General features: G+C 54.7%; 18 protein-coding genes. 6 read left to right on the top strand and 12 right to left on the bottom strand.

The window, feature by feature from the left end; all coding sequences use genetic code 11:
• The 9 genes from QZ197_RS02855 to QZ197_RS02815 form a co-directional block, all read right to left on the bottom strand.
• A partial coding sequence (locus QZ197_RS02855; protein ID WP_296429851.1) for a hypothetical protein occupies positions 1 to 529 on the bottom strand: 529 nt, incomplete at its 3' end.
• A gap of 480 nt (positions 530 to 1009) precedes the next feature.
• The gene (locus QZ197_RS02850; protein WP_296429849.1) at positions 1010 to 3235 is read right to left on the bottom strand and encodes an NADP-dependent isocitrate dehydrogenase; all 2226 of its coding nucleotides are present in this window, start codon (positions 3233 to 3235) and stop codon (positions 1010 to 1012) included.
• Between the two features lie 118 nt (positions 3236 to 3353).
• Complete coding sequence (locus QZ197_RS02845) at positions 3354 to 5471, bottom strand: TRAP transporter fused permease subunit (RefSeq protein ID WP_296429846.1); 2118 nt, start codon at positions 5469 to 5471, stop codon at positions 3354 to 3356.
• 66 nt (positions 5472 to 5537) lie between these two features.
• The gene (locus QZ197_RS02840; RefSeq protein ID WP_296429845.1) at positions 5538 to 6542 is read right to left on the bottom strand and encodes a TAXI family TRAP transporter solute-binding subunit; all 1005 of its coding nucleotides are present in this window, start codon (positions 6540 to 6542) and stop codon (positions 5538 to 5540) included.
• Positions 6543 to 6665: 123 nt separating this feature from the next.
• Positions 6666 to 8003, bottom strand: coding sequence for a sigma-54 dependent transcriptional regulator (locus tag QZ197_RS02835; protein ID WP_296429843.1), 1338 nt, complete (start codon positions 8001 to 8003; stop codon positions 6666 to 6668).
• Positions 8004 to 8006: 3 nt separating this feature from the next.
• On the bottom strand, positions 8007 to 9746 hold the full coding sequence (locus QZ197_RS02830; protein WP_296429841.1) for an ATP-binding protein: 1740 nt from the start codon (positions 9744 to 9746) through the stop codon (positions 8007 to 8009).
• A 74-nt stretch (positions 9747 to 9820) separates the two neighbouring features.
• Positions 9821 to 11269 (bottom strand): heme biosynthesis HemY N-terminal domain-containing protein, encoded by a 1449-nt coding sequence (locus QZ197_RS02825; protein ID WP_296429839.1) that lies wholly within the window; start codon positions 11267 to 11269, stop codon positions 9821 to 9823.
• Positions 11270 to 11282: 13 nt separating this feature from the next.
• Positions 11283 to 12461: a hypothetical protein gene (locus QZ197_RS02820; protein WP_296429836.1), complete on the bottom strand. Its 1179-nt coding sequence runs from the start codon at positions 12459 to 12461 to the stop codon at positions 11283 to 11285.
• Between the two features lie 95 nt (positions 12462 to 12556).
• Entirely contained in the window at positions 12557 to 13264 is a 708-nt protein-coding gene (locus tag QZ197_RS02815; protein WP_296429833.1) for a uroporphyrinogen-III synthase, read from the bottom strand.
• A 68-nt stretch (positions 13265 to 13332) separates the two neighbouring features.
• Between QZ197_RS02815 and tsaD the strand changes: the two genes are divergently transcribed.
• The 4 genes from tsaD to QZ197_RS02795 are packed head-to-tail and all read left to right on the top strand — an operon-like array spanning position 13333 to position 16066.
• Complete coding sequence (gene tsaD, locus QZ197_RS02810; RefSeq protein WP_296429831.1) at positions 13333 to 14415, top strand: tRNA (adenosine(37)-N6)-threonylcarbamoyltransferase complex transferase subunit TsaD; 1083 nt, start codon at positions 13333 to 13335, stop codon at positions 14413 to 14415.
• A complete protein-coding gene (locus tag QZ197_RS02805) occupies positions 14412 to 15374 on the top strand; it encodes an NAD(P)H-dependent glycerol-3-phosphate dehydrogenase (protein ID WP_296429829.1) in 963 nt (320 codons plus the stop codon). Before tsaD ends, QZ197_RS02805 begins: the two co-directional genes overlap by 4 nt.
• Positions 15375 to 15647 (top strand): YciI family protein, encoded by a 273-nt coding sequence (locus tag QZ197_RS02800; protein ID WP_296429827.1) that lies wholly within the window; start codon positions 15375 to 15377, stop codon positions 15645 to 15647.
• Complete coding sequence (locus QZ197_RS02795) at positions 15647 to 16066, top strand: EVE domain-containing protein (protein WP_296429826.1); 420 nt, start codon at positions 15647 to 15649, stop codon at positions 16064 to 16066. The genes QZ197_RS02800 and QZ197_RS02795 overlap by 1 nt, the downstream gene beginning before the upstream one ends.
• Before the next feature lie 247 nt (positions 16067 to 16313).
• Here QZ197_RS02795 and QZ197_RS02790 read toward each other — a convergent pair whose 3' ends face one another.
• From QZ197_RS02790 to ahcY, 3 genes are all read right to left on the bottom strand, one after another.
• A complete protein-coding gene (locus QZ197_RS02790) occupies positions 16314 to 16655 on the bottom strand; it encodes a DUF2853 family protein (protein ID WP_296429825.1) in 342 nt (113 codons plus the stop codon).
• A gap of 173 nt (positions 16656 to 16828) precedes the next feature.
• Complete coding sequence (locus tag QZ197_RS02785) at positions 16829 to 17611, bottom strand: extensin family protein (protein WP_296429822.1); 783 nt, start codon at positions 17609 to 17611, stop codon at positions 16829 to 16831.
• A 5-nt stretch (positions 17612 to 17616) separates the two neighbouring features.
• The gene (ahcY, locus tag QZ197_RS02780; protein ID WP_296429819.1) at positions 17617 to 19002 is read right to left on the bottom strand and encodes an adenosylhomocysteinase; all 1386 of its coding nucleotides are present in this window, start codon (positions 19000 to 19002) and stop codon (positions 17617 to 17619) included.
• A 214-nt stretch (positions 19003 to 19216) separates the two neighbouring features.
• Between ahcY and QZ197_RS02775 the strand changes: the two genes are divergently transcribed.
• Positions 19217 to 19813, top strand: a complete 597-nt coding sequence (locus QZ197_RS02775) for an HD family hydrolase (protein WP_296429817.1) — start codon at positions 19217 to 19219, stop codon at positions 19811 to 19813.
• 120 nt (positions 19814 to 19933) lie between these two features.
• On the top strand, positions 19934 to 21916 hold the full coding sequence (locus QZ197_RS02770; protein ID WP_296429815.1) for a bifunctional diguanylate cyclase/phosphodiesterase: 1983 nt from the start codon (positions 19934 to 19936) through the stop codon (positions 21914 to 21916).
• Positions 21917 to 21956: the final 40 nt, after the last annotated feature.

Genomic DNA, 21956 nt, shown 5'->3' with positions numbered 1-21956 from the left:
GCGCTTCTAGTGGATCGTCGTCAAAGCCGGCCTTGCCCGGGATAGAAGGAACGACACAAGTTACGGTCGTTCCGCCCAATACGGGCAATCCAGGCGTACAACCTGATATCGCAAGATTTGCACCATTGCTGCTGGTACCAACCAATGAAACCGAACCAGGCACGGTAGATTGTGGAACCTCGAACGACAACGTTGTCGCTGGCGCGTTGTTTACACTATCGTTTTGGACAGTGACCAACACGCGAACGACTGTGCCGGCAGGAGAAGGATCATACGCGATGCCATCAACTTCATCGTCAACCTGAACCGCCCAGTCCCATGTCGGGCCCGTTTGCGCCTCCGCTGAAGATAGAGCACCAGTGAAGGCAAGAAACATCGCCGCAATGAAGTATTTAGTTGCGATACTGGCGAAATGCCGCCTTGTTCCTGTACGAGACAAGGCGATCCCGTTTTTACCAACAGACTTCGCCCGAGACAAACTATTCAACACATTCATAGACCAAAAGACCTTCACAACAAACAATCCCATTAAACCGACGCTTTCACGTATCGAAACGCATAGCTTAGCAATCGACCTCGGCATAGCGGAAAACACACTCTGCCCTTTGCCGGCTTACTGTCGGTCAAATAAGTCATAAACATGTTCTGCATTGGCCCTAGTTGTGAATTATGGTGGGAAAATTTCACAGCTAGGGCGTCTTTTGGCAGTCCAGCATCGGGCTGCTATATCGTCTGCGAATTTAAATTTATTGTTTAAAAACAAACGGATAACAGAAATTTTAGAAGATCGTCCAAGATGCCGATCGCTAACTGGTCCTTAAACCAAGTGGTAATCAGGCCAACTTTGGCCCGCACTACAGACGTAGCGTCATATGCTTGGATAATGGCGCAAAGCGCAGCAAAGCCATCGCAGGTCGGCTTTCGGACAAGCCGGTTGCCGCGTGGCTGGTTGGCGCTAAAAAATGTGTGGTTCGGGAGAGGCTGGCAATTGCCTGCCTCTCCCTATCATTTACCCAATCAGGGCATTCAAAGTCGCGGACGGACGCATTGCTGCCGACGCTAAATCGTCGGATGGGTGGTAGTACCCTTTCAGGTCCACCGACGTGCCGCGAGCGGCAGACATTTCGGCCAGAATTGCGGCTTCATTCGCTGCAAGCTGTGCCGCCAGTGGCGCATAAAGCGCCGCTAGTTCAGCGTCTTGTGTTTGCGTGGCCAATGCTTCGGCCCAGAAACGAGCGAACCAATAGTGGCTGTCGCGGTTGTCAGGTTGGCCCACTTTGCGCTGTGGCGAATGACCTTCGGACAGGAGTTTTTCAGTGGCTGTATCAACAGTCTCGCCCAGAACATGCGCGACAGGCTTGCCTTGAGATGCCGCAAGGAAACGCAGGCTCTCTGCCAAGGCGCAAAATTCACCAAGTGAATCCCAGCGCAAATGGTTTTCCTCAACCAGCTGCTCAACATGCTTGGGCGCAGAACCACCAGCGCCGGTTTCAAACAAACCACCGCCTTCCATCAGTTTCACAACCGACAACATCTTAGCCGATGTGCCGACTTCCAAGATCGGGAACAGGTCCGTCAGATAGTCGCGCAGCACGTTGCCTGTAACGGCAATAGTATTGTCACCTGCATAAATCACCTCGAACGACCGTGTAGTCGCCTCGCGGGGGGCCATAATCTTGACCTTGTTGGTCAGGCCCGCCTTGGCCAACGCCAGTTCGACATAGGCCAACAGCTGCGCATCGTGGGCGCGGTTGCGATCAAGCCAAAAGATCGTCTCATATCCGGTCGTGGCCATCCGGTCGATTGCCAGTTGAATCCAGTTTTCAATCGGTGCGCGACGGGCAGAAGCCATGCGCCAGATGTCGCCCGCTTCTACCGCGTGTGTGTGCAGCACGTCGCCGTTCGCTGCGATCACGCGGACCGTACCACTTTGCGATATCTCGAATGTGGTCGGGTGAGATCCGTATTCTTCAGCTTTCTGGGCCATCAAACCGACGTTTTGCACAGTACCCGATGTGACCGGATCAAGTGCGCCGTTGGCTTTGCAGAATTCCACAGAAGCGTCATAAACGGGGGCGTAAGAACTGTCCGGGATCACGCAATTCGTATCGCCTTCGTTGCCATCCGGGCCCCAACCTTTGCCGCCAGCGCGGATAACCGCAGGCATGGATGCATCAATAATGACATCGGACGGGACATGCAGGTTTGTGATCCCGCGATCAGAGTTCACCATGTAAAGTGGCGGGCGTTCACCAAGCAGCGTGTCAATTTCAGCGCGGATAGCAGCACCGTTTGGCATCGCGTCAATGGCTGCGAAAAGCGATCCGAAACCCGCATTCGGGCTGATACCTGCCGCGGCGAAATCATCGGCATACTTGTCAAAGACAGGCTGCAAATAGGCGACAACCGCGTGACCAAAGATGATGGGGTCAGAAACCTTCATCATGGTAGCCTTCATGTGCAGCGAAAACAGCGTGCCTTGGTCTTTGGTCGCAGAAATCTGTTCTTGGAAAAACGCCTTGAGCGCTTTGACAGACAGGAATGTTGCATCAACAATGGTGCCCGCAGGCATCGAAAGGCCGTCTTTCAACGTCGTAACGGACCCGTCGGCGCCGGTTAGCTCAATACGCAATGGACCATCGGCTTGGGCGTCAGACAGGGTGACAGACGTCTCGTTCGAGAAAAAGTCATTGGCACCCATTGTCGACACGCGTGTTTTGCTGTCGGCGGACCATTTGCCCATGCGGTGCGGGTTCGCGCGTGCATAGGCTTTGACCGAAGAAGGTGCGCGGCGATCAGAGTTACCTTCGCGCAGCACCGGGTTCACGGCAGAGCCCTTGATTGCGTCATAACGCTTGCGCGCCTCGACCTCTGCGTCGCTTTGAGGCGCCTCGGGATAGTCGGGGATGTTGTAGCCTTGGCTTTGCAATTCTTGCACGGCAGCTACCAATTGCGGCACAGATGCGGACACGTTTGGCAGTTTGATCACATTGGCGCTGGCGTCTTTGACGACGCCGCCCAAAAGCGCCAGATCGTCTGGCACGCGTTGTTCGTCGGTCAGGTTTTCAGGAAAAACCGCCAAGATACGGCCAGCAAGCGAGATATCTTTCGTGCCAATACTGATATCTGCGGCAGACAGGAACTTGCGCAGAATTGGCAACAAAGACGCAGATGCCAACTGCGGGGCTTCGTCGGTTTTTGTATAGATGATATCGGGCAGGTTCTGGTCTGACATGTGATTGGCCTCGTTTGGAATCGTTTACACAGCGCGAAACAGCGCCATAATCTGACGTTGGCATACAATGGCATACAATGTAGCGCAAGCCCTTCGAACGCGCCCGCGGGGCTTTGCCTTAGATGGCGTCAGGAAGCACTGGTGAAGTCTTTGGCGTGATCCCGAATTTGATGTTCCACACCAACAGTCCGATCGTTGCCGCAACGCCCAGAACATTCAAAATCAGGATTGAAGGCCAAAGTGCAGCTACACCGGCAGCAAAAGCAAGCATGCGCATCACAGGCCCAAAGCGCTTTTCCATACAGCCCTGCAAAGCTGCGGCAATGGCATAGACACCAAATACAGCAAAGACAAAGACCAGAATCATCTCGGGCCAGTTGCCAGACAGGAATGGTGTGTAAGCAAACAAGACTGGTACGATATAAAGACCCTTTGCCAGCTTCCAGCTTGCGACGCCCGTCGCCATTGCCGGTGCTTTGGCGATTGCGGCGGCCGTGAACGCGGCTAAGGCCACAGGCGGGGTGACGTTACTGTCCTGAGATAGCCAAAAGATGATCATATGCGCGGACAACAATGCAGACATTGCCACCGACTGAGGAACAACCAAGTCCCGCAATGGTGCCGCGATTTCCAGCGGCAAGCTGCGGATCAATTCCGTGGCCTCTGCACGGGTGACTTCGCCCGCCAACAAAGCGGCCTGTTCTGGGACCCCGAACATCAACACGGCTTTAGCTGCATCTGGCAACGCTCCCATCGCCAGTTGCTCGATTACGAACTGGTCTGAAATCATCCCTGAAAGCGCTGGGGCAGAAAGTGTCGCCAAAACGATATACGCGGCAGTCACTGGCAGGCCCATACCCAACACAAGGCTAGCTAATGCGATCAGAACCAAAGCGATCAAAACATTGCCGCCAGACCAAGCCGCGATCATCAAGCTAAAGGTGTTTCCGATCCCTGCGGTGGCGATCACGTTCACGATCAATCCGACAGAGCATAGCAAAACGGCGGTCAACACCATCGCCTTGGTCCCCATCACGAAAGCCTCGAACACAGCGCGCGGGCCCATCGGGTTCTTGGTCAGCCAGCTAGACGCAATCACAGCGCAAATGCCGAAAACAGCCGCATAGGTTGGGGTAAAACCGGAGACCAAAAGGAAAATCAATGTGGTGATCGGAATGAAGAAGCTCGCGCCGCCTTCTTTGAATGCCGACCCAAGAGTTTGCCCCTCATCGGGCATCGGCGGCAGGTTGTTGCGGCGTGCCTCAATGCGGACAAAAAACGCAACAGATAGGAAATAGAGCAAAGCAGGCAGGGCTGCGACAGCTACGATGTGTTCGTAGGGTATCTGCGTAAAGCTTGCCATCACAAACGCGCCCGCACCCATAATCGGCGGCATAAGTTGGCCACCCGTGGATGCCGCAGCTTCAACGCCGCCTGCAAATTTAGGAGCAAAACCAGCACGTTTCATCAATGGGATCGTAATGACGCCAGTCGATGCGGTGTTCGCCACGGCAGAGCCTGAAATCGTACCTGTTAATCCAGATGCAATGACCGCGACGATACCGGGACCACCCACCATGCGACCAGCAACGGCGCGGGCCAAATTGATGACAAATTCACCAGCGCCCGAGCGCAACAGGAATGCACCGAAGATGATGAACAGAAAAACAAAGGTCGACGAAATCCGTGCAATCGTGCCGAACATCGCATCATCACCGTAAATCGAGCGGAACGCGACAGTCTCAAGGCTTAAACCGGGAAAAGAGAAAATGCCGCCGACATATTGACCCCAAAAGACTATATACGACAGTGCAATGATGATTAATCCGGGGATGATCACACCAGCAACGCGGCGGGTCAGTTCAATTGCGCCCATGATGCAGATCGCAGCCGCGATCCAATCGGGTGTCGAAAACTTGACGCCTCGATCATAGATCGCGTTCTCGGCCTGTGCTAACCAGACGGCCGCAACAGCCACTGTCAGTCCAATCATCGCATCCAACAAAACCGGTGCGCGTTTGCCGGATTTGCCTTTCCACATCGGGTAAAGCACCGCGGCAAGGGCCGCAAAACCAGCAAAGTGGTAAGCGTTGCGTTCAAGCTCGGACAGGATCGGATCAAACGCCACATAAAGGTGACCAATCGCAATCAAGAAACAAGCGACCGACAAAATCATGTTCGGAATGCCCGTAAAGGTGCGCAAGGCGCCTGTGTCTATTTCTTGTTCGTCTGCCATCGTCTTCCCCCCAGAATGCAAAACCGGCCCCGCGTTTTCACGGGGGCCGGTTTCGATATTAGCGTGTTACTGTGCGATCAGACGCGCAGGAACGTCGACACCAACCTCTTGATAGTACTGCAGCGCACCAGAGTGCAGCGGCAAAGGCAGGCCAGCGATCGCATTCTCGATCGCCATCACCTTGGTCGCAGGGTGGATGGCTTGCAAGAACGGCAAGTTCTCGTAGATCGCTTTTGTCAGCTCGTAGACATGCTCTGTTGGCAAATCAGCGCTTGTGGCCAAAAAGTTCGGCTGAGCGATCGTTTGCACGTCAGCGGCCTGACCAGGATACGTCCCGGCAGGAATTGTGTACGGCGTCCAAAGACCGCGACCGGCATCAGCCGTAGCGATCTGTGCATCCGTAAATGCCAGCAGTGTAACGCCGTCACCTGCGGTTGCCATCAACTGGCTAACGGCACCGACGGGCACACCAGCAGGCGTACCGATCCCTTTGACCTGACCGTTTTGCAAGGCTTCAGCCGATGGACCGTAGCCACCAAACACCAGTTCATAGTCTGTATCAATGTCGATACCAAAGCCGCTGAGCACAGTCCGGTTCGACCCGATCGTACCAGAGTTCTGGCTACCAAGCGCCATCGCCTCGCCTTTCAGGTCAGCCATTGCGCTGATTGTGCCATCACCAGCTACATCGGATGACACCAAGAAATGCTCAACATTCTGCCAAAGCATCGTGACAGAGCGCAAGTTCTCTTGTGGACCGACTTCTGCCAATGGACCCGTTCCGGATGCAGCGTAGTAACCGTAAAGTCCCTGCATAATGCCAAACTGCGCTTCACCTTCGCGGATCAAACGCACGTTTTCGCCCGAACCAGCAGAGCTGATGGCAGACATGCCAATACCTTGGCTTGGCTCAAGCTTAACTTTGACCAAAGTCGCAAGTGCAACGCCAACCGGATAGTATGTTCCGCCAGTTGAAGCTGTGGCCAAAATGTAGTTCGCGTCTTCGGCTTGCGCACTGACACCTGTCATTGCGATGCTTGCGGCAACGATTGCTGTTTTAAAGTGTTTCATGGTTTCCTCCCAAAAATGATCCATTAAGGATGCTGATTGCACTAGTACGCCTGCGGGATTGGTCGCGATATGAAGCAATCCGCAGTATCGGCGCAAACATCTCTGCGGATTTCCGCAGTTAGGTCAATCCAACAGTTCAGACTTGTCCAAACCCAGCTTGACGATCTTTTCATTCAATGTGCGACGCCCGATCCCCAATGCCTCGGCGACGGCCTCCATCCGGCCATTATGACTGCGCACGGCCTGACCAATCAAAGTGCGTTCAAATCGCGCGACGGCTTCGCGCAGGGTCGCGGGCACATCCTCGCTTGGGTTCTCGTTGCGCAAAGCTGCAGCAACTGATCCGTCACCTCGACGGGCCGCCAGTACCCGGCGTTCCGCGACATGGCGCAACTCGCGCACGTTGCCGGGCCAGTCATGCGCCAACAATGCAGCCGCATCATCAGCCGTCATATCAGGCGGTGAGATTTCATAGGTCTCTGACATCTGGGCGACGAAGTGTTCGAACAACAGCACAATATCATCGCCACGCTCGAGCAAGCGGGGCAGGTGTAATTGGAACGTATTCAAGCGAAACAGGAAATCCTCGCGAAACGTACCGCTCGCAACTTTGCCAGTTAGATCTTCGTTTGATGCCGCGATAATCCGCACATCCGTTTGCACGTCTTCGTCAGAACCGACGGGCTGAATATCACCCGTTTCAAGCGCGCGCAGCAACTTGACTTGCACGGCAAGCGGGGCGGTGCCAACTTCGTCCAGAAACAAAGTACCGCCATCGGCACGGCGAAATGCACCGCGCTGACCGTCAGAGTTTCCAAAAACCTGCTCTTCCAACCGTTCTTCGGTTAAGGTCGCACAGTTGATCGCGACGAATGCATTGTCGCTACGCGGGCCAAGACGGTGCAGGGCGCGGGCGACAACCTCTTTGCCCGTTCCCGTTTCACCCGTGATAAGAACCGGACCATTTGTCATAGCCAGATCAATCGCGTCCGCCTTGAGTTGCGCCACCCGTGGACTGCTGCCCAGCAAAACGCGGTCCAGACCCGAAAGCTCAACAAGCTGTGCGCGCATCCGTCGCGCCGAGATCAGCAGGCGATGTTTTTCCGCAGCATGGCGCAGGATCGTCAACAAACGACGCGGCTCGAACGGTTTTTCCAGAAACGAATACGCACCCTTTTGAATCGCATCGACGGCCATCGGGATATCCCCATGCGCCGAGATCAGAACCAAGGGCGGCGTGCGGGCATCTTGCATATGTTCCAGCAGATCAAGACCGGTCATCCCGGGCATCCGCACATCGGACAAAACGACATCAGGCGCCGCAACCTCAAGCCGTTCAAGCGCCGCCTGCGCGCCTGAAAACCGCGAGACTTGCCAGCCGGACCGTTCCAACAGCACGCCCAGTGAATTGCGCATCTCGCTATCGTCATCAATAACAAAGGCGGTATAGGTTTCAGGCATGGGTCATGTCACCTTTGGCAGGCTGATGCGAAAGACTGCACCGCCAGTTTCAGCAGTACGGGCATCAAGCGTTCCGTCCATCTCATTGATGATCTGCGCTGAAATCGCAAGACCAAGCCCCATGCCCACGCCGGATGGCTTCGTACTAAAGAACGGCTCTTTAAGATCGTCCATATCAAGCGCGCCAAGGCCGGGGCCGGTATCTGCGACCTCGATCACGACATCGTCGGCGTCAATCAGACGCAGCACGACCGCGCGATCCGGCAGGTCTGCAACCGCATCAATCGCATTGCGCAGCAGGTTTACAACGACTTGTTCAAACCGCGTCGCCTGCCCCCGCGTCCGCATGGGTGATTGCGCCAAATCCAAGGTGATCGTGGCACCAGCCGCATCCGCAGTATGTTGCACAAGGCTCACGGCAGTCCGGACCGCATCTTGAACAACGAACTGATCATTCTGCGCAGGGTCGCTGCGCCCGAATAGCCGAAGTTGATCGACAATACGCTGCATCCGATCGACGAGCCCTGTCAGTTGCGGCGACAAACTACCGGGCCGCGCATCAACGGCAATTTCTTCGGCGGCAAGATAGTTTTTCATCGCTGAAATTGGCTGCCCCAACTCATGCGTGATCGATGCCGACAACTGCCCAAGGGCCGCCAACTGGTTCTTGCGGGCCAGTTCAGAGCGGGCTTTGTCCAGATTTGCCTCTGCCATGCGGCGGTCGTGTATTTCTGTTTCGAGCCGTTGGCGATCAGCGTTAGAAATCGCAAGTGCGCGACGCAATTGTGCGGCCCGAAACAGTGCCGCCGCGATAATCAATGATAGCAATGCCGTCAGTGCAATGGCCACAAACAAGAGCGCCTGACGCCGGATATCGGCGACGTCAGACAACAAATGCAGCGTCCAGTCTTCTTCGCGCAAGCCGGTGCGGGTCAGCAAATAGGACACATCCGAAACCGTCGCGCGCCCGCGGCTTTCTTCGGTCCAATCGAGCGGCGTGAGCTCTTGGCTACCGAATTGCTGCTGTTGTTCCAATGTCGCGCGGTCGAATTCCGATATCGGCGAAATCAGGCCATACACAAACCCTTCCTCTGACGCTGCTAGAACGACGCCTTGGGCGTTCGTCACAAGGATCAATTCACCACTTTCGACGATTGCGCGGCTTAGGTCACGAAAGGGCACCTTGACCACGACCACACCAAAAATCGTGCCCGTAGCATCGCGGACAGGTTCAGCGATAAAATAGCCGGGGCGGCCTGTCGTGACACCAACTGCGTAGAACCGCCCTTGCTGGCCCTGAATTGCCGATCTGAAGTAAGGACGGAACGTGTAATAGCGACCTACTAGACTGTTAGCATCGGCATAGTTCGACGATGCAATAGTGCGACCGTTTATGTCCATCAAGAACACGAATTCGGCCCCGGATCGCTGTGCTACGGCGGCAAGTGTGGGGTTCAGCGCTGCAACATCGTTGGTTTGCAATGCGTCCAACGTGCCTGGATCGATCGACAAAACGTAAGGCAAATGGGCAAGCCGCGTCAGCGCGCTATCGATCGCGTCCGCAAAGAACTGCGCGCGTTGCGGCGTTTCGCGGGTTTTTTCGGCGGTGAAATACGCGTTCAAAGCGGCATATCCGCTAAGCGACATGACCACGAGGCAAAGAACAGCAATCACCAACTGCACACGCCGCCTAAGTGCGGCACGTGCAATCGGGTTCTTTGTTGGCAAATCAGCGTGGATCATAAGCGGTCATCTTGCCCCAGCACTGGTATCAATAGCCAGCCAAAGGATCAGAACTGCAAAAAATACGCTTTGCGCTATTTGCTCTGGTCGCCTTCTACCACTTCTGCTTCTTCGACAGCAGTTGTCACTGGCACTGGCGCATCTGTCTTTTGACCGACGATCAATGGCAACATTTCTGTTCCTGACGGCATAGCGACATCACTCGCCGGAGGCGTTTTCCATGCAAGTGTATCGAAAGACCCGCAATTGTTGCATGTTGCCGTCCAGCTTGGGTGGATATGTTGGCAATTCTCGCAAATCCATTGCGGGCCACGGGGCGCTGTTAATGCGCGTGTCAGCCAGCCGCGCACAACGGAATCGTCGGCACCTTGGCCGCGTTCAATTGCAGCCATCAATGTTAAAACGCGTGCAGTCGGGTTTGTTTCAACCAAGTCGCCCAACGCACGTTTCGCACTTGGAAATTCCTCGGCTGCAATGTTCAGCTCTGCCAAAAGCATCTTTGTCTCTGGGTGATTTGCAGTCGCCTTTGTCAAAGCCGTAAAGCGCTTAAGCCGTTCTTGCGGAGTCTCATCCGGTGCAATCTCGGCAAAGGCGGCGGCTAAATCGGGGTGCGGATGTGTGTTCCAAGTCTTCGTCAGAACGCGCGTCGCATAGCGTGCGTTGCCTTCGCCGATATATCCTTGGGCTGCCATAATCGCGGCCGGGATCAGATCGGGCGACAAACGATTTGCTTCGATCGCCGTTTCGCGCGCTTCGATTGTTTTGCCTTCGTCCAGAATGTCACGCGCTTCTGACAATGCCAAAACAGCATCGCGGCGTTTATGCACGTCGCGCGGCAGGCTGCCGGATTTTAACTTTGCGCCCAACGTTTTGCGCGCGCCGGCCCAATCGGATGTTTCTGCCTGCAAGCGCAGCAATACGTCCTGCGTTTCCTCGTGTTTTGGTTTCAGCGCAAACGCCTTTTTCGCCAGCGCGAGTGCGGTGTCAGTATCCCCATCAGCCAGCTTTTGCTTCATGATACCGCGCACACCGACAAAGCGTGTTTTGTTGTCAGTCAGCAGTTTTTTATAAGTCTCTTCGGCCTTGCGGCGATCGCCTGTCATCTCTGCGGCTTGGGCAGTCAGCAGGTTTGTAAGCTGCGGCTGCTGCAGATATTTGTCAGCGCGCGCCGCTTTGGTCATCGCCAAATGGCCTTCGCCAGACGCGAGCGCCATCATACCTTCGCTAAGTGCCTCATAGCCTTTGCGTTCGCGGTTACGGTCAAAATAACGCGAGATCGCAGTTTCATCGCCGTTCAAAAACTTGAACGTGGCAACCAAAAGCGCCAGCAATTTCAAACCGACCCAAACCGCGACAACCATTGCGACAAACGCAAAGACCATCTCAAGCGGGCTAAGGGTGAATTCCTGTCCGGCAACATCGACAGTCGCACCGCCGTCAACCTCCATCAACTGCGTGCCACCATAAGTGAGTGCAGTGACAGCCAAGACAAACGCGAGGATTTTAATAAGGGACCATAGCATTGGGGGTTCGCCTTTAGTTGTCAGAAAGGGTTGAAGAAAGGATATCAGCAGCGGCCACAGCACTTGCGCGTGCTTCGGCAAGGGCAAGCCAATCAGACATCGCAGCGCGTGCGACTTCTGGCAAAGCACTTACTTCGGCCAACGCATCAGACAAGCGGCCAGTCCGAACAGCGGCTTCTGCGCGGGACAGGATCGCATCTGCATCGTTGCCTTCGCGGGGCGCGGTTGAACGTACGTCAAACTGGTTGCGCAAGAATGCGCCAATACCTGACGTTTCTTCGCCGGCCACACCTTCACTGCGCGCAGTAGCAAGTGCTGCACGGGCGGCTTCGGGGAACTGTTCTTGAAGGCTGGCCAAGGTTGGCACACCGTCTTGAGCCGCGACCAATGCATCTGGTGCAGCGCTGCCTGTTGCCTCTTCAAGATCGCCCAGCGCGGCACCAATCGGCGCACCACTTTCAAGGGCGGTTTGCACACGCGACAAAGCAGCACGCGCTGCGGAATTGCGCGCAGCAGAGGCTGCGTTTTCTTCGATTGAGGCCGCAGCAGCGCGGGCTTGTGACAATTCTGTCTGCGCAGCGTCCGTCATTTCAGCGATCTGGGCGCGCAATGCATCCATGTCAGCAGTCACAGCGGATACGTCACCAGTTGGGGCTGCGACCACGGCTGGACGTGCTTCGATTTCATCCAAACGTGCGGTCAGCTCAGCAAGCGTAGCTTCAATTCCGCTCAGATCTGTTTGAGGCAGGTTCGCCACGCGCTGTTCAAGTTCGGCAATCGTACTGGATTGCGCGGCCAATTGGTTCGCAAGGGTGTTGTCTGCCTGTGGCGCAGTAAAAGTCGCCACTGCAAAGCCAATCACACCAGCAACCAAACCACCCAGTGCGAGCGGCAGAAAGCTATTGTGTTGCGCAGGCGCAGGTGTGGGAACAGGTTTCGGCGCAGGTTTTGCGACCGCCGCTTCTTTTTCGACGACAGGATCGATCTTGGATTTATCCGCAGCGGGATTAGATGCAGGTGCTGTTTTTTTAGGCGTAGGCGTGGCAGGGGCCGCTTTCGCGCGAACCTCAGCAGGAATTGCGTCAATCACAGGCCCAGATTTAGCCACCGATTCGGGCGTCTTTGCCGCCTGATCCGCTGGTTTCCCTGGTTTCGTCGGGGTCTTTCGACCTTTCGCTGGCTGTTTTGCCACTATTCTCACCCTTTTCAGCGCTTTCCCTGCAAAACCTGCAGGTGCGCGTTTAGTCTATCCTGCCTCTGCTGGACCCTCAAGCAACCGCCAAATTGCTAGTCTTTCCCAACGCAACGCTGCAACGCTGCTAAGGTCGCAATCTTCATAGCATCCCCATCAGGCGTGGACGCCACAGTAATGTCCCAATCCAAAGCAGGGTCGACGGCATTTGCCACCGCCTCACTTAATGCGACCACATGGACGGACGCCACAAACGGCCCTTGCTGATTTAATATGGTGCCTGTGCGCGGAGAAAACAGGGGGAATATCACAGGTTTATTTGCATTCAGCGCGGCAAGCGCCTGTGGCGACAAGGCGCAAGGCTGCTGATCATAGGCAACGACATCAATGCAGCTCAGCCCCGCTGCATTCAGCCGCTCACTTACATCGCCACGCGCATGCGCCCCGCGAATGTGGGCAATGCGTCCTGTGGGGCGAGCAGACATAAGACGGGCAACAAGCCCCTCCGCATCGCCGGGCCCAATAATCGGATCAAACCCCGCCTGCTTTGCTATTTGGGCGGTCTTGTCCCCGACACACCACGCTTTCATCCCTGCGGGCAGGCGCAAATTGCGCGCCGCATTCACCCCGTTGGCAGACGTAAAGATCACAGAACTTACATCAGATACTGTCGCAGGCACTTGGACGATTTCAATCAAAGGCGAGATAATCAGATTTAGCGGACCATTCCACGCGGACAAAACTGACGCCGCAAAGTTTTCACTTTGGGCAATGGGTCGTGTCACGATAAGGGTGGGCGTCATAAGGGCACCATTGTTTGCGGGCATATGCAATGTTACCTGCGTCTGGCGGACAAGCAACCGGAAGCATGATGACAAAGCCCCTGACCCTTCTTGGAATAGAGAGCAGCTGTGACGACACCGCCGCAGCCGTGGTGCGCGGTGATACCGTTCTATCGTCGGTCGTTTATGGGCAAACATCACTTCACGCGGCTTTTGGTGGGGTTGTCCCCGAAATCGCAGCACGGGCGCATGCCGAAAAGCTGGATCATTGCATCGAAGAAGCCTTGGCCGCTGCAAGTACGACATTATCTGACCTCGACGGGATCGCAGTGACCGCTGGGCCGGGTTTGATCGGCGGCGTTCTGTCCGGTGTGATGTGCGCCAAAGGGCTTTCGGCAGCGACGGGCCTGCCTTTGATCGGGGTAAACCATCTGGCTGGTCACGCCCTGACACCACGCCTGACCGATCAAGTCGCATATCCTTATCTGATGCTGCTGGTTTCAGGTGGGCACTGCCAGTTTCTAATTGTCGAAGCACATGACAAATTCAAACGCATTGGCGGCACAATCGACGACGCCCCCGGCGAGGCTTTCGACAAGACAGCGCGCTTGCTTGGGCTGCCACAACCTGGCGGGCCTTCAGTCGAAAAAGCCGCGAAAGCGGGTGACCCCAAGCGGATCACACTGCCGCGCCCTTTGTTGAACAGGCCCGGATGTGACATGTCTTTCTCTGGCTTAAAAACCGCAATCCTGCGCGCGCGCGATGGGATTGCCGCAGAAAAGGGCGGGCTAACCGCCCAAGATCAAGCCGACCTAAGCGCTAGCTTCCAAGTCGCCGTCTCCGACGTGCTGATAGAAAAAACGCGGCGGGCCTTGGCAATTTACGCGGACCTCAATCCCGCGACCCCAAGCTTTGCAATTGCCGGTGGAGTCGCAGCAAACGGGGCGATCCGCGAAGGGCTGATGGCGCTATGTGCACAGCACGACGTCGCGTTCATCGCACCGCCTTTGCGTCTTTGCACAGATAACGCAGCGATGATTGCATATGCGGGTCTTGAAAAAATGGCAGCAGGCGGGATTGACGATCTAACTTTGTCGGCACGTCCGCGTTGGCCGTTAGATCAACGCGCCGCACCGTTGCTGGGGTCGGGCAAAAAGGGGGCGAAAGCATGAAAATCGGTATCGCTGGCGGTGGTGCATTTGGCACAGCTTTGGGTGTTGCACTCGCGTTGGATGGCAATGATATCCAGCTTTGGGCGCGCGACAAGGCGGCCGTCTCTATGATGCAACGCGATCGTAGCAACCTCAAATTACCCAACATCACGCTGCCAGACAATCTATCTTGTTCGTCTGACTTAGCCCCGCTTTTTGCATGTGACACGATACTTATCGCGATCCCGGCGCAGACCCTACCCGCCTTTCTGACAGCGCACGCAGACGCGCTGAGGGGCAAAAGCCTAGTGGCGTGCTGCAAAGGCATTGACCTGACCCTCATGACAGGGCCGGCCAGCACGATCGGCGATCTGGTGTCAACTGCTGTGCCCGCTATGCTGACAGGCCCTAGTTTTGCGGCCGACATCGCGCGAGGCTTGCCGACGGCGTTGACGCTTGCTTGCGCCGACGACGACCAAGGCGAAACCCTCCAAAAAGCACTTTCGACCGCGACCTTACGGATCTATCGCACAACCGACGTGATCGGGGCAGAGTTAGGCGGGGCGTTGAAAAACGTACTTGCAATCGCTTCCGGTATCGCAATGGGCGCACGGCTTGGCGAAAGCGCGCGTGCGGCACTCATCACTCGCGGTTTTCCCGAAATGCAACGCTTGGCATTGGCGCTGGGCGCGCAGCCGGAAACCCTGTCGGGCCTGTCAGGTTTCGGCGACTTGGTGCTGACGTGCACGTCCGACCAATCACGCAATTACCGTTACGGATTTGCCTTGGGGCGGGGCGATGCATTTGACCTAACAACAACGGTCGAGGGTGCCGCAACTGCCCGCGCTGTGCGTCAGTTGGCAGGTAAGCTGAACATTGATATGCCGATTTGCACCGTGGTCGCGGACTTGACGACCGGAAAAACAGACGTGGCATCGGCGCTCAACGCGCTTTTGTCGCGCCCATTGAAAGAAGAATAAATGCGTTTTGCCCTGATGACCAAAGACAAACCCAACGCCCTACAAACCCGCATGGACAACCGCGACGCCCATTTGGCTTATATCGCCGAAACCGGTGTGGTTGAAATGGCTGGACCTGTTTTGGATGAAGCGGATCAAATGTGCGGATCACTGATCGTACTTGAAGTCGCTGATCTGGCAGCCGCTCAGGCGTGGGCTGGCAACGACCCCTACGCCAAAGCAGGACTGTTCAGCGACGTGACGCTTCGGGCTTGGAAAAAGGTAATCGGCTGATGGCGTATTGGCTGTTCAAATCCGAACCCGACGTTTGGGGATGGGACGCGCAAGTGGCCAAAGGCGATGCAGGCGAACAGTGGGACGGCGTGCGCAATTATCAAGCACGCAACAATATGCGGGCGATGAAGCTGGGTGAAAAAGGGTTCTTTTATCATTCACGTACCGGACTGGAAATCGTCGGTATTGTCGAAATCTGCGCCGAGGCACACCAGGATAGCACCACCGATGATCCGCGTTGGGACTGTGTTGATGTCAAGGCAATGCGCCCATTCAAGCGGCCAGTCACGCTGGTAGAGATCAAGGCAGAGCCGCGTTTGGCAGAGATGGCCCTCGTCAAAAGTTCGCGACTTTCAGTGCAACCTGTCAGCGATGCGGAATGGGAATTGATCTGCGAGATGGGTCAAACTGACTCATAGCTTCGTCAAAAAAAGAGGGTCCGGACGCAGCCCGAACCCTCTTTCATCCCCACGTGCTCCATTACCACCACACGTGTTTGAATTTGGTTCGGACCATCCTAGTCCTACTTGTCCTAACTACCGCACTGGAACTCATTTTTGCAAATGCTAAGCAGATCGAATTTAGTTCAATTTGGTCAGATCACCTAAACCCAAACGCAAAACGCCCACCAATTTGGCGGGCGTAGAAAAGCGATTTGGGCCGAACTTAACCGTAAACGGACTCTTTGCCGAAGTGTTTTGTTAGCATGTAATAGACAACTGCGCGGTACTTGTTCCGCTCGGATTGACCGTATGTCTCAAGAACGGATGCGATCGCCGTATCCAGTTCCGCACCATCTTTTAGGCCAAGTTTCTTCATCAGAAAATTGTTCTTAACTGTTTCAAGTTCAGCCGGCTGGCTTCCAGCAACAGTTGAGGCGTCTGCGTTATAAATCGCTGGGCCGCACCCGATAGTCACCTTCGTGAGAAGGTCCATGTCAGGCGTCATGCCGCATTTATTTTTCAGATCATCCGCGTACTTTGCAATCAAATCGTCTCTTTTTCCCATGAGAATGTCCCCGCTGTTAGAGTTACTTTTTATGGCACGACCTAAGTTGCCGTGTTGCGGGCACGTTAAAGTGACTTGCTATAAAACGTAAAGAAAAAAGCCAGCAGAGCAGCGATCTTTCGCTTTTTGGTTTGATTTCGTAAGTCGTAGAATAGGCACGCAGCTGTCACGACCTAGCGACAGTACCCCCAGCCGCGCGACTGCAAATGAAAGTGGTCTGCATGCAAACTGTTATAGTCGGGCGATAAAGTGAGGCTGAACCAATCACATGCACCATCACGTACAGCCCGCAAGAATGCAGCTTTGGGCCCAGACGTTTCCCAATCTGCTATCAGGCGGATAGCGGTTCCGTCTGCCATACGGAAACCCGAAATGTCGATCGCATCTGCAGTCGCATGAGTGCTCATCCGGGTCGACGGACCGTTGGTGGTGCGCAATGTGCGGCAATTGTAGCTGCCAATCTGGGTGATGTCGGCAACGCGGGAACCCAATAGCGCCATCGCAGCGGGCTGCAAACTATGGCGCTCCCACATCGCCATGCACAGCGCAATCGCGCAGCGGGTTTCCAAAGGCTGAACACGCGCTTCCCCGATCTTGCGCAAAGTTACTCGGTCACTGACAAAACACTGCGGTGATTCCTTGATCGGGGCAAGGCGTTCTATTATTGCGTGACCCGCAAGTGTTTCTAAACATTGATCAAAGTTTGCTGCTGCACGGTCTAACTTCCATGCCGTCAACGGCGTGACCGGATCGTTGATCGCTAAGGGCTGCGTTGGGTTCCATTCCTGCGGCAGTGGTGTATCGGGGTGAACGAAGAACTGATAACCAATAAACGTTAGCGCACCCGCAAAGCAAAACGCAGCAAGGCCATTTACCAAGGCCCAGCTGCGTTTCACATCATTGCTTGTCTTGTTGGCGACATGCTGCGCCAGTTGCTGACGTTTGGCATGCCGCATCAGTTTTAATAACGATAGTGTTCAGGCTTAAACGGTCCATCAACGGTAACGCCAATGTAGTCCGCCTGTTCTTTCTTCAGCTCGGTCAACTTTACGCCAATACGCGCAAGGTGAAGGCGGGCAACTTTTTCGTCCAAATGCTTGGGCAGGATAAAGACGCCTGGGCCGTACTCTTCTGATTTATTCCAGATTTCCAACTGCGCCAGCACCTGATTGGTAAACGACGCAGACATAACAAACGATGGATGCCCTGTCGCGTTTCCAAGGTTCAGCAAACGGCCCTCGGACAACAGGATCAGACGACTACCCGAAGGCATTTCGATCATGTCAACTTGGTCTTTGATGTTCGTCCACTTATGGTTTTTCAGTGCAGCAACCTGAATCTCATTATCGAAGTGGCCGATGTTGCCAACAATCGCCATATCCTTCATTTCGCGCATATGCTCGATCCGGATAACGTCTTTGTTGCCAGTCGTGGTAATGAAGATGTCAGCGGACCCCAAGACATCCTCGAGAAGTACAACTTCAAAGCCGTCCATCGCTGCCTGAAGCGCACAGATAGGATCGACTTCGGTCACTTTGACGCGCGCACCAGCACCTGACAAGGACGCCGCAGACCCTTTGCCCACATCGCCGTATCCGCACACAACGGCAACTTTGCCGGCCATCATTGTATCAGTTGCACGGCGAATACCGTCGACGAGGGATTCCTTGCATCCGTATTTGTTGTCAAACTTCGACTTGGTGACACTGTCGTTCACATTAATCGCAGGGAACGGCAGCTGACCATTCTTATGCAGGTCATATAGACGGTGCACACCGGTTGTTGTCTCTTCCGAGACACCCTTGATTGCATCTCGCGTTTTGGTAAACCAGCCTGGGCTTTCTGCCATACGCTTTGCAATCTGTACCTTAATGACAGCTTCTTCTTCAGAGGTTGGAACCGGAATAACATCTTCGCCAGCTTCAGCACGCGCACCAAGCAAAACGTAAAGCGTCGCATCGCCACCATCATCAAGGATCATGTTTGGGCCGTCAGTAAACATGAACGACTTATCCAGATAATCCCAATGCTCTTCCAAGCTTTGGCCTTTGATCGCAAAAACCGGCGTACCACCAGCCGCGATTGCAGCAGCGGCATGATCTTGAGTAGAGAAAATATTGCATGAGGCCCAGCGCACGTCAGCGCCCAGTTCAACCAGCGTTTCAATCAAAACCGCCGTTTGAATTGTCATATGCAGCGAACCGACAATCCGCGCACCCTTGAGCGGCTTTTTGTCAGCGTATTCTTCGCGCAACGCCATCAGGCCTGGCATTTCTGTTTCTGCGATATCAAGTTCCTTGCGTCCAAATTCGGCGAGGTTGATATCTTTGACGATGTAATCTTGCATTGCTGCCTCCTGCGGCGCGGTTAACTTTATTGCCGCGCTGATAGCAGGGCTGATTGCTTGCGACAATGGGAGCATTGTCGCGCCTGTCTTTCGCCAACTTCTGGTAGCGATAAAGGCAATTCCCTAACACTTCATGTACATCAAACAGACCCAACTGTTTACGATTGCCCCGCACCCATTTATGTCAGTTCCATCGCCTGATTTCGGAGCACCCATGCCCAAACCCCAACCCAGAGCATGGCAGCGGATGCTGTCCGGGCGCAGGCTCGATTTGCTTGACCCAACACCTGTCGATATCGAAATCGAAGACATCGCACACGGGCTTGCATTTGTTGCCCGCTGGAACGGGCAGACCAAAGGTGATTTTGCGTATTCGGTTGCCGAACATTCGCTGCTTGTCACCGATATTTTTGCGATCCAGCAGCCTACTGCGCCAATTAAGTGGCAACTTGCCGCCCTTTTACATGACGCGCCGGAATATGTGATTGGTGACATGATCAGTCCTGTTAAGGCCGCTGTCGGGCCCGGTTATGGCACGTTGGATGACCGCCTGACGGCCGCTATTCATCTGCGTTTCGGCTTGCCCGCGCAGATACCTGCGACTGTGAAACGGCAGATTAAAAGGGCAGATAAGCTGTCAGCATGGCTTGAAGCCGTGCAAATTGCAGGGTTCACTGTCGCAGAGGCAGACCGGTTTTTCGGCAAGCAAGACCGCGACCTAGCAAATAGTCTGACACTCCAACTCCGACCGCCAGTTGCAGTGCGTGCTGACTTTACCGCTCGCTATCATATGCTAGCGGCGCTGACATAATCGGCGTGCTTTCAACGCAAATTTAATCAATATCACCGATTGATTCCCTGAATGTTGCTCAGGAATCGTTTGATGCGAACTCAGGTAAAACTAATATTGCGGCGCATTGCCCGGCTTGCGATGCGCAACCCAGACCGGTTGTGGCAGCACTATGTGCTTGCCCTGTCAGTTTTCTTGAGCCTGATCCTTGCAATGTACTGGCTGAACACATCGGTCCGCGCGCGTGGAATCGTTGCCACCGACGGGATTGAGGCCAGCAATGATCAAGTGCTTCGCGTGCAAAGCATTCTTGACAATGCAGAACAATTGAACCTCCAGAACATAGACGCAATCGCCGACTACAACATGTCCATTTCGCAGTTCGAAATTGCGCATTTCGCGTTGCACAAAGCACTCTCTGGGCAAGCTGATGACCGTGCGACACAAGATCAACGTATCCGTTCATTTACCGATTTGGCACGCAATATGACTGCTGGCCCAACTGATACACGCGGTGTGACTTTGCAGCAAATGCACGCACTTTATGACCCGGGTGGGTTACTTGATGACTTGCTAATGGTCGCCCCGCTGATCGCCAAGCAACTTGAGGCTGAAACAGCTTTTTTCACGCAGCTGCAAAAGCTACTCTTTGGCGTATCTGCACTGGTTGTGCTTATTGAAGCGCTGTTTGTTTTTTGGCCTGCACAATACGCAGTACAAACAGCTTACATAAAAATGAAACGGCAGACGAATGTGCTGCGGCGGTCGCAAACGCGGCTAACGCAAGTAAACAGACGGCTAAAGCATCTTGTAAACCATCATCCGTTGACTGAACTGCCGAACCGCACATCACTCGAGGCATTTCTGGAGACCGCAATACGCAATCAGAAATCTGCTGATTGGCAGCTTTATCTTGTTGGAATTGACGACTTCAAAACAATAAATGATATGTTGGGGCATGCTTATGGGGACGCGCTTTTGATCGCCGTAAGCCGTGCGCTAAAGGGTTGTGTCGACTACGATGACATCGTGGCGCATGTCGGAAGCGATGAATTTGTCCTGACATCCGCAGAAGCGGCACCAGCGGTCTTGCGGCGGATCAAAGACGCCCTAAAAGCCGCTTTTGACGTCAAAGGGCGGCGCATCTCAATTCACGCCAGCATCGGGCATGTCGCGATCGGTACCCAAGTCAGGGCACCGATGCATATCGTTGCGGACGCAGCCACCGCCCTTCAGTTCGCCAAAAGCGAAGGCGGGGACCGGACGCAAGAGTTTACCCAAGACCTGCGACAAGACAGTCATTTGATGCAGAAGATGCAGTTCGATTTGCGCGAGGCCATTGAAAAGGGTGAAATTGAACCTTGGTTTCAACCGCAAGTACGTTTGTCGGATGGGAAACTGCATGGCGCCGAAGTGCTGGCGCGGTGGCGGCACCCGACGCGTGGGCTAATTATGCCGGATGTATTTTTGCCAGCAGCACAACGGGCCGGCTTGATGATAGAGCTTGACCATGCTGTCTGGAAATCTGCGATGGCGCTGGCGTATGAATGGCAAATTAGCAAAGTTTGGCATCCTGTAATCTCTTTGAATGCGGCACCTGATACGATCTCTGACCCTCAATTGATCGAACGGTTCCTGCTAGCACTGCGCCTATCTGGACTAGAAGCCGATCAAGTCGTCATTGAAGTGCTGGAAACGACTTTGATCAACGGCAACGATGACATGGCTGCCATAAATATAGATAGTCTCGCTGAATGCGGAATTGCGCTAGAGCTTGATGATTTCGGCACGGGGTATGCCTCGCTCGCAAAGCTTATCCAGCTTCCATTGGCAGGCCTGAAACTGGATCGTTCTTTGATTGCGCCATTGCCCGATCGTGCCGCTGACAGTGTTGTACGTGCCATACTTGCACTGGCAAGCGAACTCGGACTGCATGTCGTTGCCGAAGGCGTAGAGCTAGCCACCCAAGCAGCACACCTGAATGATCGTGGATGCGGCGTCGGGCAAGGCTATGGCTTTGGCCGGCCAATGCCTGCGAAAGAATTTGCAATTTGGCTTGCACTTAATGCCGCGAAGTCAGTGCATGCAGAGCAAGAAATGCCTGTTGTTGCACACCGGACTTGAGGATCAGCCCGACAAGCCGTATCTGAAAGGGCACAGCTTC

Source organism: Yoonia sp. (genome assembly GCF_017854415.1).
Classification (GTDB): Bacteria; Pseudomonadota; Alphaproteobacteria; order Rhodobacterales; family Rhodobacteraceae; genus Yoonia.
Note: the sequence above shows the minus strand (reverse complement) of the source record. Positions and strands in the feature narration are given on the sequence as shown.